The sequence below is a fragment of the Geobacillus sp. LEMMY01 genome (assembly GCF_002042905.1).
GTDB lineage: Bacteria > Bacillota > Bacilli > Bacillales > Anoxybacillaceae > Geobacillus > Geobacillus proteiniphilus.
Map to the genome: position 1 here is coordinate 33,935 of NZ_MVKA01000027.1, position 13,500 is coordinate 47,434.

Here is a 13,500-nt window from a genome sequence, read left to right on the forward strand (position 1 = left end):
ACCGCTCATCCAGGACAGCCTTTTTCGTTGGCCGTTCATACGAACTGAAACGGATCGGTATGGACGCTGGAAGCGATCACTTCCGCCTCCCATTGACGTTTCGCGAGCTCAGCGGTTAAGTAACGGGCTACGCCTTCTTTCATGATTTTTTCTACATTATGTCCCGGATCAATGATGTGAAGGCCGAGCGCTTGGGCGTCATGGGCGGTGTGGTAATACACATCCCCTGTCACGTATACGTCCGCCCCGGCCGATGCGGCGGCGGCGACAAACTTATTCCCATCCCCGCCGAGCACCGCGACCGTTTGCACGAGATCATCGAGTCGGCCCACGACGCGCACCGCCGGAACGGAAAACGCCGTTTTCACCTGCTCGGCGAAAGCGCCAAGCGTCACCGGCTGCGGCAGCCGGCCAATGCGCCCGAGCCCGAAGCGGCGGCCTCCGTTGTCAAGCGGATAGATATCATATGCCACTTCCTCATACGGATGAACAGACAGCATCGCCTGAATCACTTGCCGTTCAAGAGAGGCCGGCATGATCGTTTCGATGCGCACTTCCTCAACTTCCTCGAGCCGCCCTTGCTCGCCGATGAACGGCCGCGCCCCTTCCTCCGGCAAAAACGTGCCGACGCCGCGGCTGTTGAACGTGCAATGGCTGTAGCGGCCAATATGCCCGGCGCCGGCATCGCCTAAGGCCTTCCGCACCACCTCAGCATGCGTCACCGGCACATAGACAACGAGCTTTTTCAACGGTTCGGTATACGTCGGCACAAGCACGGTCGTGTCGTTTAAGCCGAGCGCCTCGGCAAGCCAATCGTTCAGACCGCCATCGGCCACATCCAAATTCGTATGGGCGGCGTACACCGCAATGTCATGCTTGACGCACGCGGCGATCATCCGCCCGTGCCCATCATCAGTCAGCAGCTGCTTCAGCGGGCGGTACAGCGGCGGGTGGTGGGCGATGATTAAATCCACTTGCTGATCGATCGCTTCGACAACGACATCTTCGAGCACATCAAGAGCGATCATCACTTTTTTGACCGGCTTGTTTAGCGTCCCGATTTGCAGACCGATCCGATCCCCTTCCATCGCCAACTGTTTCGGAGCAAGCTGCTCAAGAAGCTGAATGATTTCATAACCGTACGGAACGCGGCTCATAGCAACACCTCCTCCACCAATCGAACTTTTCTCTCCAGCTCGCGCTTTTTCCGCTCGGCCGCTTCGCTTTGCCCTTTGGCCGTCAAATCAGCGATGATCCGCCTCCAATTTTCAATCTCGCGCCGCCATTTTTCGCGGAACACCACGCTGTTTTCCCGGCGCAAAAACGGTCCGAGGAGCAGCTCCGCCTCGAGATGGCGATACGGCCGTCGGGGGTCGCCGGGCTCGGCGACGAGCACTTCGTAAATTTGCCCATCTTCTTTCAAAATGCGCTCAGCCACGAGCTCCCATCCATGATCAAGAAGCCAACGGCGAACAAGTTCTGCGCCGATGTTCGGTTGCAAAATGAGCCGTTTGACACCGGCAAGCTTTTCCTTTCCGTCGCCCAAAATGCGGGCGATAAGCGCCCCACCCATGCCGGCGATCGTGATGCAGTCCGCCTCCCCTGGGGCAAGGACCGAAAGCCCGTCCCCTTTGCGCACGGAAATGAGATGGGAAAGCCCGGACTTCTCGACTTGCTGCTGCGCTGAGCGGAGCGGCCCGTCAGCGACCTCGCCGGCGATGGCTTTTGATGCGTAGCCGTGCAAACAGGCATAGCAAGGCAAATACGCATGATCCGACCCGATATCGGCGAGCACTGCTCCTTTCGGGATGAAGGAAGCGACTGTTTCCAACCGTTTTGATAGGCGAAATTCGTTCATGACTCCTTTGGTGCACCCCACCTTCTTTCCGCCGCAGGGCGAAGGCGGTCCGCTCCTGCCTCCTTTCCTGTTCTCAAGGTCGCGCGCCTCTATTGTACTAAACAAAACATCCCTCTGCCAAAAGCAAAGGGATGTTGCTTGCCGTTATTTAAGGCTGGACAGCCATTTCGCCATCGCGTCGAGGTTTTCGGCTGGCACCAGCCCGCCCGGCATGCCGCCGCGGCCGTTTTGGAGAACGTCTTTAATTTGATCCGCCGATAACCGTCCGCCGACTCCTTTTAACGACGGGCCGACCCCGCCTTCATAGTTTTGGCCGTGGCAACTTACACACGTTTGTTGATAAAACTGCTCTGGATTGAATTCCGCGGCTTGTTCTGTTTTTTCGCCGCCTTTTTTCTCTTCGGCCATTTCCTTCGCATCGCCTAGCCCTTTAAACGACAAGACGAACGTCAGCACAATCCCGAATGCCATGATGATGAAAAACGGGATGAGCGGATTGCGGTTCATCTCTTTTACCTCCCTTATGTATGATGAAGAACGCTGCAAACAATTTTATTTTACTGTAAATAATGGACAAGGAAAAGCCCTAAGTTGCCAAAATGAAAACAACACGCCTCAGCGCCACAAGGCGACGGCGGCTACAAGCAGCGCCCCGCTGACGGCGGCGAGCGAAAAGTAACGAAGGCGAAGCAGGTGGCCGACAACAAACCAGAGGACGCAGTTTCCGAGCACCACAGCCGCCAGCGCACCCGTTTGCCCGGGAAAATACTGCTCGCTTCCGGCAATTGCCGCTACAAGCAAAATCCAGGCGCTCCCGATGAGCGGAAAGTGAAGGAGCTCTCGCTCGTTCCGCCACCGCCAACAAAAGAACAAACAGACAGCCAAAAAAAGGGCGAAAAGGAGCGTTTGCAAAACGAATGACAATTCAGTAAAATAAATGACAAGAGCAACGGCTGGAAGCAATAAACAGAGGCCAGCGGCGAGCGGGCTGCGCCACCGTCGGCCGCGCGAACGGGCACCGCCTTCCGTGTACAGCGCGAGCAAATAGTCGCAATAATGTTCCGGCAGAAGGCGCGAACGTTTCCAATATTTGATTTCTTGGATGATCGTTTCCCGTCGTTGCCGATTCATAGATAGACCACCTTTCACAAAAGAAAGAAAAAATAGTTTACTTCCGAAGAAGTAAACTATTGAACAAAACGGTCACTCTAAAAAGTCTTTCAGCCGTTTGCTGCGGCTTGGATGGCGCAGCTTGCGCAACGCTTTGGCTTCAATTTGACGGATGCGTTCGCGCGTCACGCCGAACACTTTGCCAACTTCTTCGAGCGTCCGCGTCCGTCCGTCGTCAAGCCCGAAGCGGAGACGCAGCACATTTTCCTCGCGATCCGTCAGCGTATCAAGCACATCTTCGAGCTGCTCTTTCAACAGCTCGTAAGCAGCGTGCTCGGATGGCGATGTCGCGTCTTGGTCTTCGATGAAATCGCCAAGATGCGAGTCATCTTCCTCGCCGATCGGCGTCTCGAGCGACACCGGTTCTTGGGCGATTTTCAAAATTTCCCGCACTTTTTCCGGCGTCAAATCCATTTCCTCGGCGATTTCTTCCGGCGTTGGTTCGCGCCCGAGGTCTTGGAGCAATTGCCGTTGGACGCGGATCAGTTTATTGATCGTTTCGACCATATGAACCGGGATGCGGATCGTCCGCGCCTGATCGGCGATCGCCCTTGTGATGGCTTGGCGGATCCACCACGTCGCGTACGTGCTGAACTTGTAGCCTTTCCGATAGTCAAACTTTTCGACCGCCTTGATCAGCCCCATGTTCCCTTCTTGAATCAAGTCGAGAAAGAGCATGCCGCGGCCGACATACCGTTTGGCGATGCTGACGACAAGGCGGAGGTTCGCTTCCGTCAGCCGGCGTTTCGCTTCTTCATCGCCTTGCTCGATCCGTTTCGCCAGCTCGATTTCTTCTTCCGCCGACAACAGCGGAACGCGGCCGATCTCCTTTAAGTACATGCGCACCGGGTCATTGATTTTGACGCCGGGAGGAACGGACAAGTCGTTTAAGTCGAATTCTTCCTCTTTGGCCAAGTCGTCGATGTCCGGATCGGCCTCAAGGTCGGATTCGCTGATCACTTCAATGCCCTGCTCAGCGAGGTATTCATAATACTCATCCATCTGGTCGGAGTCCAAATCAAAGCCGGACAACCGCTCAGCGATTTCCTCGTAGGTGAGAATCCCCCGCTTTTTGCCGAGCTCAGCGAGCTGCTCTTTCACCTGTTCAAGCGATTCGCCGGCAGCTTCAGCCTGCTTTGATTGGGCTGGTTTTTCAGCCATTTCATTACCTCCTTTAAAAACTCATACCACCATGTTATGAAGAAGATAACATTTTTTTCATCTCAATCATCTCTTTCGCGATGCGGGCAGCCGTCAAAAAGTCTTTTCTTCGCTCCGCTTCCGTCTTTTCTTGCTCTTTTTCCTTTAGCATTAACCATTTCGGGCGATTCAACACATGCCGAATGCAATCGGCAAGCTCCCGCTCGGAAACGTCGTCGGCGACCAACAAAAGCGACAGCTCGCTCGCCAGCGTCCGCAACTCGTCGGGAAGCCGAGACATGAGCGCGCTGGGGTCGGCTTCATGCCCCTCTTCGTAAAAGGCGTAAATGTAAGCAGCCAACGCCCGATGCTCTTCGATATTAAATCGGCCGCCGACCTGCTCCTGAACAAAGAGCGCCACCTCGCGGCTCCGCATCATATGGGCAAGCAGCAACCGCTCAGCATTTTGAAAGGCCGGAAGCAATTTTTTCGTCAATGCCGGCTGGGCCGGTTTTCCGCCGTCGTTCACCTGCGGTTTTGGCTGTTCCGGCTTGGAGCGGGACAACTGTTCGTAAAGCGCGGAGAGCGACAGCGAAAACTCATCCGCAAGCTGGCGCATATAATAATCTTTTTCCACCGGGCTCGACAGCTTGCTGATTTCTCGGAGCGCTTCCTCGATATAACGGAGCCGGTCGCCTTCTTCCTGCAAATTTTTTCTCCGCCGCAAATAGTCCATTTTAAACGCCATGAGCGGCCGGGCGGCGGCGATCTCTTCAGCAAAACGGCCGGCGCCGCCAGTGCGTATATATTCATCTGGATCCAGCCCGTCCGGGAGCGACGCTACCTTCACGCGGCACCCGAACGCGCTCAATTGTTCGGCGGCGCGCCAGGCGGCTTCCGTTCCGGCGCTGTCGCCGTCATAGCAAATCGTGACCGTTTCAGCATGGCGGCGCAAAATGCGTGCCTGCTCCTCGGTCAGCGACGTTCCCATCGTTGCCACCACATAGTCAACGCCGGCCTGCACGGCAGAGATGACGTCGGCAAACCCTTCAACGAGCAGCGCCTCTTGACGTTTGCGGATCGGCACGCGCGCCTCATGAAAGAAATATAAAAGCGTGCCTTTGCGGAAAATCGGCGTTTCTGGGCTGTTCATGTACTTTGGTTGCCCGTCGCCGAGCAGACGGCCGGAAAAACCAACCGTCTCGCCGCGATGATCATGGATCGGAAACATAATCCGATTCCGGAAGCGGTCGACGTATCGCCCGTCTTCTTTTTTCACCAACAAGCCCGCCTTTTCCATCAACACCAACGGAAACGAACGGCTCTCCAGCAGCTTGACGGCGGCATCAGGAACATCCGGCGCATAGCCGATTTCAAATCGGTCGATCGTTTCTTTTGTCCACCCGCGCGCCTGCAAATAATCGAGCGCGGCTTGTCCTTCTTTTGTATGGACAAGCAAATGATGGTAAAATCGTTTCAACAACGTGTGTGCTTCGACCATCGCCTTCGCCTCGTCGGCTCGGCTGCCATCACTCCCGCGGCTGTCCAGCTCATAGGCGGACAAGTCGATCCCTGCTTTGGCCGCAAGACGTTTCGCCGCTTCCACAAACGGAATGCCTTCGATATCCATTAAAAACGTAAAGGCATTCCCCCCTGCCCCGCAGCCGAAGCAGTGGAAAATTTGCTTTTCTGGGGAAACGGAAAACGATGGCGTCTTTTCTCCATGAAACGGGCATAAGCCAAAATAGTTGCGGCCTTGCTTTTTCAACTGAACGTATTCGCCAATGACGTCAACGATGTCAACGCCGCGGCGGATGGCTTCAATCGTTTCCTCGGGAATGCGATGTCCCATACGAACAACCCCGTATCGTATTTATTCTCGGCAGCAAGCCGATTTTCCTTTCCATTTCGACAAATTTTTTCAAAACGTTCGTTTCGCCCCCTTGCCCGTAAAGTCGGCTGGCTCGATCATCCGCTTCCCGCCCTCAGCCCGCCGTCTGGACAAAGATTCATCAGAGCGGTGCATCTCGAAGATGCGCTTCGGTATATTATATTTCAGCAAGAAAAAGAAAATTTCACTTTTTTCTTGACGATCTTGTGCAGCAGATGACCGTGCTCTTAAAGCAAGGGCTGCCTTACACCCCCTATTATTCTACACCATCGCAAAAAAATCCTGCTTTTTTGCCGAATGATTAACAACTTTGTCGAAAATCTTTTTTTCGTTCTCCTTGACAAGCGGCTATAAATAGTTTACTCGTCTCATGGCCGCTCTAAACCTATATAGGGCATTTTTCTCACAATTTTTTATTATAATATAAGTCGCGGCAGTATGCCATAAGAAAACGCACGACTCCTATCAAGAAATCGTGCGGATGAGGCGATGCTAGCGCTTCAACTTTTTCATAATGATGCTCGCCGTCTCTTCGACCGCCTTGTTCGTCACATCGATGACGTCGCAGCCGATTTTTTTGACGACTTCATCAAAATAAGCGAGCTCCTCTTTGATTCGATCCATATTGGCGTAAATCGCCTGGTCGTTCAGGCCGAGCGATTTCAGCCGCTCACGGCGGATCGAAAGCAGTTTATCCGGACTGATTTTCAAACCGAAGCATTTGCCCGGACCGACTTGAAACAGCTGCTCGGGCGGCTCAACCTCCGGAACGATCGGCACATTCGCCACCTTCAGCCGCTTATGCGCCAAATATTGCGATAGCGGCGTTTTCGATGTGCGCGATACACCGATGAGCACGATATCGGCGCGCAAGATGCCGCGCGGGTCGCGTCCGTCATCGTATTTGACGGCAAATTCGATCGCTTCGATCTTTTTGAAGTAATCTTCGTCAAGCACGCGCACTTGGCCCGGCTCATACCTTGGCGTCAGCTGGAATAAATCGCTCATCTTTTCAATGAGCGGACCGATGATATCGTAAGCGACGACCCCTTCGCGCGCCGCTTCGGCGAGCAAAAATTCCCGCATTTCCGGAACAACGAGCGTAAACGCGATAATGGCGCGGTTCATTTTCGCTAAGGCGACGACTTCAGCCAATGTCGTTTTATCTTCCACATACGGAACGCGTTTCACTTGAATCGGCGAGGCGTGAAACTGGCTGGCCGCCGCTTTGACGACAAGCTCGGCCGTTTCCCCGCCGGAATCGGATACGACGTAAACAAGGCGCTGGTTCATTCTTCTCCTCCTTTGTTTGGATTAGTCCTCTTTGGCTAGCGACACGAATGCTTTCGTTATATTCGTTTTCGTAATACGGCCGATCACTTCATATCCTTTCTCCGTTTTGCGCACGACCGGCATGGCATCGATCTGTTTTTCAATCAGCTGTTCAGCCACGTCAATGAGCGGGTCGTCCTTATAGCAAACGGCGATGTTCGGCATCCGCGTCATAATAATATTGACCGGGATCGCCGTCAGTTCCTGCTTGCCAAGGCTTGCGCGCAACAAATCTTTGCGCGACAGCACGCCGACAAGCAGCGACTCGTCATCGACGACAAACAGCGTGCCGACGTCCTCTAGAAACATCGTGACGATCGCATCATAGACGCTCACATTCTCATTGACGACGACCGGAATCGATTGGTAATCCTCGACTTTCATCTTTTTCATTTTATCGGCGAACAGCTGCTTGCCGGTTTTTCCCGTATAGAAATAGCCGACGCGCGGTCGCGCTTCCAAGTAGCCAGCCATCGTCAAGATGGCCAAATCCGGCCGCAGCGTCGCCCTCGTCAAGTTCAGTTTCTCAGCGATGCTTTCTCCGGTGATCGGCCCGTAGTCTTTCACAATTTGCAAAATCTGCTCTTGGCGTTTATTTAGTTCGATTGTCGTTCACCACCTTGCCAAAAAAGGTCCCACACGCTATCACTCTCATTTATATTATACTACACGCCCCATTCACAATGAAAATGATGCTCCCTGCCCCTCGTCGGGGCTGAGCTTGTCTTTCAGTTCACCGATTTGCTGCAAAAAACGCTTCGTCTTCAGCGACAGGCCGGCATATTCATCATAATAGGCGGACAATACGGCGCCCAGCTCCATCTTTGTACTTTCTTTCACCGATATGGACCCAAGCCGAGCGAGATCCATATGAAAAAAGAGGCGCAACAGCCGGGCGGTAGCCGGAGAGAGCGGGAACCGATGCGGATCGGACGCCTCGCAGCGATGGCAAAGGAAGCCCGCCTCCTTGACGGAAAACGAGAAGCGCCCTTCCGTCGCCCCGCAGCGGGCGCAACGGTCCAGTACCGGCGGAATGCCAAGCACTGCAAGCATTTTCATTTCGTAAATGAACGTCAAAATCTCTAAATCGCGGCCTTCGCTCATATATTGTAATGTCTGCAAAAGAAGCTCAAACAAGTACGGATTGCGCTTTTGCTCTTCCGTGCTTTTGTCGGTGAGCTCAACAATATACGCCGCATAGGCGGCGACAAACAAATCTTCGCGCAGCGCCCGCATCGAGTCGATGAGCTCTCCTTGGTGAAGAACGCCGACGCCGCGGCTGCGGCGGATGACATAATGGCCGTATGAGAGCGGCTGCGTAACAGCAGAAAGGCGGCTGCTTGGCTTTTTCGCTCCCCTTGCCATCGCAGCCACCTTTCCCCATTCTCGGGTAAACAATGTGACAATTTTATTTGTTTCGCCATAATCGACCGTCCGCATGACGATCGCTTCGCACGTTTCGAACATCCCATCACCACCTCTTCTACCAACAACGATGCTACGAGATCGGCTGGTCGATTTCTTTCTGTTCAGCGTTTTGCTCTTCACCGCCAAACTGTTGCTCTCGTTCCAACTCTTTAAATAGGAGGTACGTGTCGATATTGCCTGTTTGGCTAAACAACTTCCACGTAAACTCAAGCATGGAATGACACCTCTTTCCGCCTGCAGGCATTGCGTATTGGTGGTCTACCTATAGCTTGGCTCAGACAAAAACGGTTTATGTCGCGTAAAATTTTCTAACCGTCAATACTCGTCTTCACGGAACCCGAAATCACGCAGCTGCGAAAGGCGGTTGCGCCAGTCTTTTTGCACTTTGACCCACAGTTCCAAAAACACTCTTGACCCAAGTAGCGCTTCGATGTCAGCGCGCGCCCGCTGTCCGATTTCCTTCAGCATCCGGCCTTGCTTGCCGATGATGATTCCTTTTTGCGAATCGCGCTCCACAACGATCACCGCGCTAATGTACACCGTTGGCGACCCTTCGCGCCGCTCGATGCGTTCGACGACGACAGCAATCGAGTGCGGAACTTCCTCGCGCGTTAAGTGAAGCGCTTTCTCGCGAATGAGCTCGGCGATGATAAACTGCTCCGGATGGTCAGTGATCTGGTCCGGCGGATAATATTGCGGCCCTTCCGGCAGCCGCTCTTTAATTTGCTCAAGCAGGCGGTCGACATTGTTCCCTTCAAGCGCCGAAATCGGCACGATTTCAGCAAACGGGTGCAAATCTTTGTATCGGTCAATGAGCGGCAACAATTCATCCGGATGGACGCGGTCGATCTTATTGATGACTAAAAACACTGGGGTGTCCACTTCTTTCAGCCGTTCGATGATGAACGCCTCACCGCGCCCAAATCCTTCCTCGGCATTGACCATAAACAAAATCAAATCGACTTCGCGAAGCGCATTGAGCGCCACTTTCATCATAAAGTCGCCGAGCTTATGCTTCGGTTTGTGCACCCCAGGGGTGTCGATAAAGATGATTTGCGCGTCATCGTCCGTGTACACGCCTTGAATCTTATTGCGCGTCGTTTGCGGTTTATCGCTCATAATAGCGATTTTTTGCCCGATGACGCGGTTTAAAAACGTCGACTTTCCTACGTTCGGTCTTCCGATAATGGCAACAAATCCTGATTTGTATCCTTCTTTACGCATGCAAATCCTCCGCTGAAAAAGCTTCTGGCAGCAATTCGCTGACTGTCATGACTTTCACATCGCCTTTGAGGTTGGCTAAAATGACTTTCATATCGCCGGGGCAAAGTTCGGCGATCACTTGGCGGCATGCGCCGCACGGCGGCACCGGGCGGGGAGTGTCGGCGATGACCGCAAGAGCAGTGAATTCCCTCTCCCCTTCCGAATATGCCTTAAACAACGCGGTCCGCTCCGCACAATTGCACACGCTGTAGGCGGCGTTTTCAATGTTGCAGCCGCGGTACACACTGCCGCCTTTCGTCAACAGCGCGGCGCCGACTGGAAACTTCGAGTACGGCACGTAGGCGAGTTCGCGCGCTTTTTTCGCTTCGGCAATGAGCTGCTCAATCTCCACGAGTGACTCTTCCTTTCCTGCAAGCAAACGCTGCTTTCTTTTATTTTAACAAAAAAACGCCATCCATTTCATCATTTGAAATAAAAATGTAACAGAAAAATTAGAATTTTCTCTCTCGTTCGTTTAGCGAAGATGCGGCCAAAACAGCAAAATGCCGATCACAACCGCAAATCCGGCCGCCGCGAGCACGGCCGCGGCGGCGATGTCTTTCGCCGCTTTCGCCAATGGATGAAACTCGCCCGTCGCCAAATCGACGGCGCGCTCAATAGCCGTGTTGACGAGCTCAAGCGCAATGACCGCACCGGCTGCCATGAGCAGCACGATCCACTCCCAGCGCGACAGCCCAACGACCCACCCGGCGGCAAAGACGACAACAGCGGCCGCCAAGTGGAAGCGCAAATGAGCTTCCTCTTTCACCGCCGCCTTCATTCCCGCCCACGCCCAAGCAAACCGGTCTCGCTCTCGTTTGCCGCGCATTATCTTGTCAACCCGAACCTCGCCAAGATGTCTTCCTGCTTGGCGAACATGACGCGCTCTTCCTCTTCTGTCCCATGATCGTAACCAAGCAGGTGCAAAAAACCGTGCACAGCCAAAAACCCGAGCTCGCGCATAAACGAATGGCCATAGGCCGCCGCCTGCTCTTTCGCCTTCGGAATCGAAATGACGATATCGCCGAGCACCGGCGGCATATCAGCGCCGACGATGTGAACCTCTTCTTCCCCTTCCTCCTCAAGAGCAAACGAAAGCACATCGGTCGGCGCATCTTTGCCACGATAGTCTCGATTCATCGCGCGGATGCGTTCGTTGTCCACAAACGTGACGCTCACCTCCGCCCCGTCCGGCACATTTTCAAGGGCCGCCGCCTCGGCGAGCAGCCGCTCGATCGTCTCGATTTGCTCAGCGGTCACCTCGTTCGTTTCATCTAGAAAATCAATGTGAATGGTCATGCATGCTTCACCTTTTCCTTTCGTACTTCTGGGTATTCGATGCGCGAATGAAAGACGCCGTTTAAGGTCTCGCAAAGTGAACGGGCGACGAGTTCCAACTCCTTCAGCGTAATGTCGCACTCATTCAGCTGGTTGTCCTGCAAGCGATCAGCGATGATCGACCGGACGATCTTCTCAATTTTTTCCTGCGACGGGTTGGATAGCGAGCGAACAGCCGCTTCGACGCTGTCGGCGATATTGATGACCGCCGCTTCTTTCGTCTGCGGCTTCGGCCCGGGATAACGAAACTCCGCTTCCGAGACAAACTCGGTTTGCTCGCGCGCCTTATGATAAAAATACTTGAGCAGCGTCGTGCCGTGGTGCTGTTCGGCGATGTCGATGATCTCCTTCGGCAGCCGGTGCTTGCGGAGCAAAGCGACGCCGTCGGCGACATGGGCGATAATAATATTTTTGCTCAACTGCGGCGACAAATGGTCATGCGGATTGCCGCCCATTTGATTTTCGATGAAATAGCGCGGCCGCTTCGTCTTGCCGATGTCATGGTAGTAGCAGGCGACGCGCGCCAGCAAGCCGTCGGCGCCGATCGCCTCGCACGCCGCTTCGGCCAAATTGGCGACCATAATGCTATGATGGTACGTCCCCGGTGCTTCAGTGAGCAACTTGCGCAAGAGCGGATGGTTCGGATTGGACAGTTCAATGAGCCGAAGCGGCGACAAAATGCCAAACGCCGCCTCCAAAACCGGCAAGAGACCGATCGTCAAAATGGCAGAAAAAACGCCTGAGGCCGCCGCCATCAGCACCAACAAGCCGATTTCCGTCGGCGAATAGCGGCCGCTTTTTAACAGCAACAGCGAAAAAAGCGAAACGACATTAACCACGGCGACAAACACGCCGGCCCGCCAAATGTTCGCTTTCGCCAGCTCCTTTGGCAGACAAAACGTCCCAGCCAAGCCGCCGGCAAGAAAGTAAACAACCAACGACACCGACACCGCGCCGGCCGTTCCAATTTCCTCATTGAACAGCAAACTGCCGCACACTGCTCCGATGATGGTCGTCATCATCGCGAGCCGCTCTCCGAGCAAAATGCGGACGAGCATCGGCCCGAACGCTGCCGGCACAAGGTAACCGATGGAAACAGCGCCGCTAGATGGCAGAAGGCGAATGAGCGCCATTGTCGTCATCATCAACGTAAAAATGGCTGTATAAAGCGATAGCTTTTCATTCGTCGTTTCCGTCCGAAAATAGTAAATGAGCGGAGCAAGCAGCAACAAAACGAACACCAAAAGCCCAGCGGCGGTCCAAGACGGACGCCCGCTCTCAAGCAAGCCGACCAACTCGAGCCGGCGGTAAACATCATTCGTAATAAACTGTCCTTCCTCGACGATCACTTGCCCTTGCAAAATTTTCACCGGCTTCACTTCATCCATCGCCTGCCGCCGTTTTTCTTCCGTCGCCGCCCGATCGTAGACGACGTTCGGAATGACCGCCTGTCGGCAAAGCTTCGCGACCGCCTCGCGAAGCGGCGGCGACAGCGCAGCGTATTCAAGCTCTTTGGCCGCTTCCGCCCGCGCCGTGTCAAGTTCAGCTTGGGAAATGCGCTCGCTCATGACGGCATGCACCGCGGTCAAGGCGGCTTCCTTCGCCGTCTTGAGCTCCTCCGGCGAGGCGGCAAGCAGCCGTTGCCATTCAGCGGCAGACAAATAGGCAAGCCATTCCGGCGGCAGCCGTTCCTCAAGTTTGGCGATCATATCGCCGAGCGGGCGGTCCGGCTCCGCCTCGTGCTGCACGCTTTCAATCGCGGCAAACAGCGAGGAAAGAAGGTCGACCCGGTTTTCGGCATATTCTTTTTTTAACGTATAGACATCCGCTACTTTCGCCGCCGCCTCTTCTTTCAGCTTGGCGGTCGCCTCTTTGTCCTCGACCGTCACCGGCGAACGGATCGTTTCCTTAGCGACGTCAAACAGGCGCAGCTCATACTGGCGCGGCTTCACTTGCCAATACAAAACGGCAAACAACAGAACAGCCAAAAGCAAAAACAGCCAAAAGCGGACAAAGCGGACTGTTTTTGTCCGCTCAAGAAAAAAACGAAACCTTCCCACCGGTTTTCCCCTCGCTTTGC

The 13,500-nt window shown here is 54.3% G+C and carries 15 protein-coding genes; all 15 read right to left on the minus strand.

Going from position 1 to position 13,500, the window contains the following annotated elements:
* Positions 1-35: 35 nt before the first annotated feature.
* The gene (locus tag B1A75_RS13240) at positions 36-1,157 is read right to left on the minus strand and encodes a Nif3-like dinuclear metal center hexameric protein (RefSeq protein WP_079936348.1); all 1,122 of its coding nucleotides are present in this window, start codon (positions 1,155-1,157) and stop codon (positions 36-38) included.
* Positions 1,154-1,858 carry a tRNA (adenine(22)-N(1))-methyltransferase gene (locus B1A75_RS13245; protein WP_074044257.1) on the minus strand — a complete coding sequence of 235 codons (705 nt, stop codon included), beginning with the start codon at positions 1,856-1,858 and terminating at the stop codon, positions 1,154-1,156. The genes B1A75_RS13240 and B1A75_RS13245 overlap by 4 nt, the downstream gene beginning before the upstream one ends.
* A gap of 144 nt (positions 1,859-2,002) precedes the next feature.
* Positions 2,003-2,365: a cytochrome c550 gene (gene cccA / locus B1A75_RS13250; RefSeq protein ID WP_074044258.1), complete on the minus strand. Its 363-nt coding sequence runs from the start codon at positions 2,363-2,365 to the stop codon at positions 2,003-2,005.
* 108 nt (positions 2,366-2,473) lie between these two features.
* Positions 2,474-2,989 (minus strand): hypothetical protein, encoded by a 516-nt coding sequence (locus B1A75_RS13255; RefSeq protein ID WP_074044259.1) that lies wholly within the window; start codon positions 2,987-2,989, stop codon positions 2,474-2,476.
* Positions 2,990-3,061: 72 nt separating this feature from the next.
* Entirely contained in the window at positions 3,062-4,189 is a 1,128-nt protein-coding gene (gene rpoD, locus B1A75_RS13260) for an RNA polymerase sigma factor RpoD (RefSeq protein WP_011231962.1), read from the minus strand.
* Positions 4,190-4,223: 34 nt separating this feature from the next.
* Positions 4,224-6,020: a DNA primase gene (dnaG, locus tag B1A75_RS13265; RefSeq protein ID WP_074044260.1), complete on the minus strand. Its 1,797-nt coding sequence runs from the start codon at positions 6,018-6,020 to the stop codon at positions 4,224-4,226.
* Between the two features lie 531 nt (positions 6,021-6,551).
* Positions 6,552-7,352: a pyruvate, water dikinase regulatory protein gene (locus B1A75_RS13275; RefSeq protein WP_074044261.1), complete on the minus strand. Its 801-nt coding sequence runs from the start codon at positions 7,350-7,352 to the stop codon at positions 6,552-6,554.
* Positions 7,353-7,373: 21 nt separating this feature from the next.
* Complete coding sequence (gene ccpN / locus B1A75_RS13280; protein WP_371878465.1) at positions 7,374-7,997, minus strand: transcriptional regulator CcpN; 624 nt, start codon at positions 7,995-7,997, stop codon at positions 7,374-7,376.
* Positions 7,998-8,069: 72 nt separating this feature from the next.
* Positions 8,070-8,858: a DNA repair protein RecO gene (recO, locus tag B1A75_RS13285; RefSeq protein WP_068895585.1), complete on the minus strand. Its 789-nt coding sequence runs from the start codon at positions 8,856-8,858 to the stop codon at positions 8,070-8,072.
* Positions 8,859-8,889: 31 nt separating this feature from the next.
* Complete coding sequence (locus B1A75_RS13290; protein WP_011231967.1) at positions 8,890-9,033, minus strand: YqzL family protein; 144 nt, start codon at positions 9,031-9,033, stop codon at positions 8,890-8,892.
* Between the two features lie 101 nt (positions 9,034-9,134).
* Complete coding sequence (gene era, locus B1A75_RS13295; RefSeq protein WP_074044263.1) at positions 9,135-10,043, minus strand: GTPase Era; 909 nt, start codon at positions 10,041-10,043, stop codon at positions 9,135-9,137.
* Entirely contained in the window at positions 10,036-10,434 is a 399-nt protein-coding gene (locus B1A75_RS13300) for a cytidine deaminase (RefSeq protein ID WP_161496657.1), read from the minus strand. The genes era and B1A75_RS13300 overlap by 8 nt, the downstream gene beginning before the upstream one ends.
* A 123-nt stretch (positions 10,435-10,557) precedes the next feature.
* Positions 10,558-10,911, minus strand: a complete 354-nt coding sequence (locus B1A75_RS13305) for a diacylglycerol kinase family protein (RefSeq protein ID WP_068895591.1) — start codon at positions 10,909-10,911, stop codon at positions 10,558-10,560.
* Complete coding sequence (ybeY, locus tag B1A75_RS13310; protein WP_011231971.1) at positions 10,911-11,381, minus strand: rRNA maturation RNase YbeY; 471 nt, start codon at positions 11,379-11,381, stop codon at positions 10,911-10,913. Before ybeY ends, B1A75_RS13305 begins: the two co-directional genes overlap by 1 nt.
* Entirely contained in the window at positions 11,378-13,480 is a 2,103-nt protein-coding gene (locus B1A75_RS13315; protein ID WP_074044265.1) for an HD family phosphohydrolase, read from the minus strand. Before B1A75_RS13315 ends, ybeY begins: the two co-directional genes overlap by 4 nt.
* Positions 13,481-13,500 lie beyond the last annotated feature (20 nt).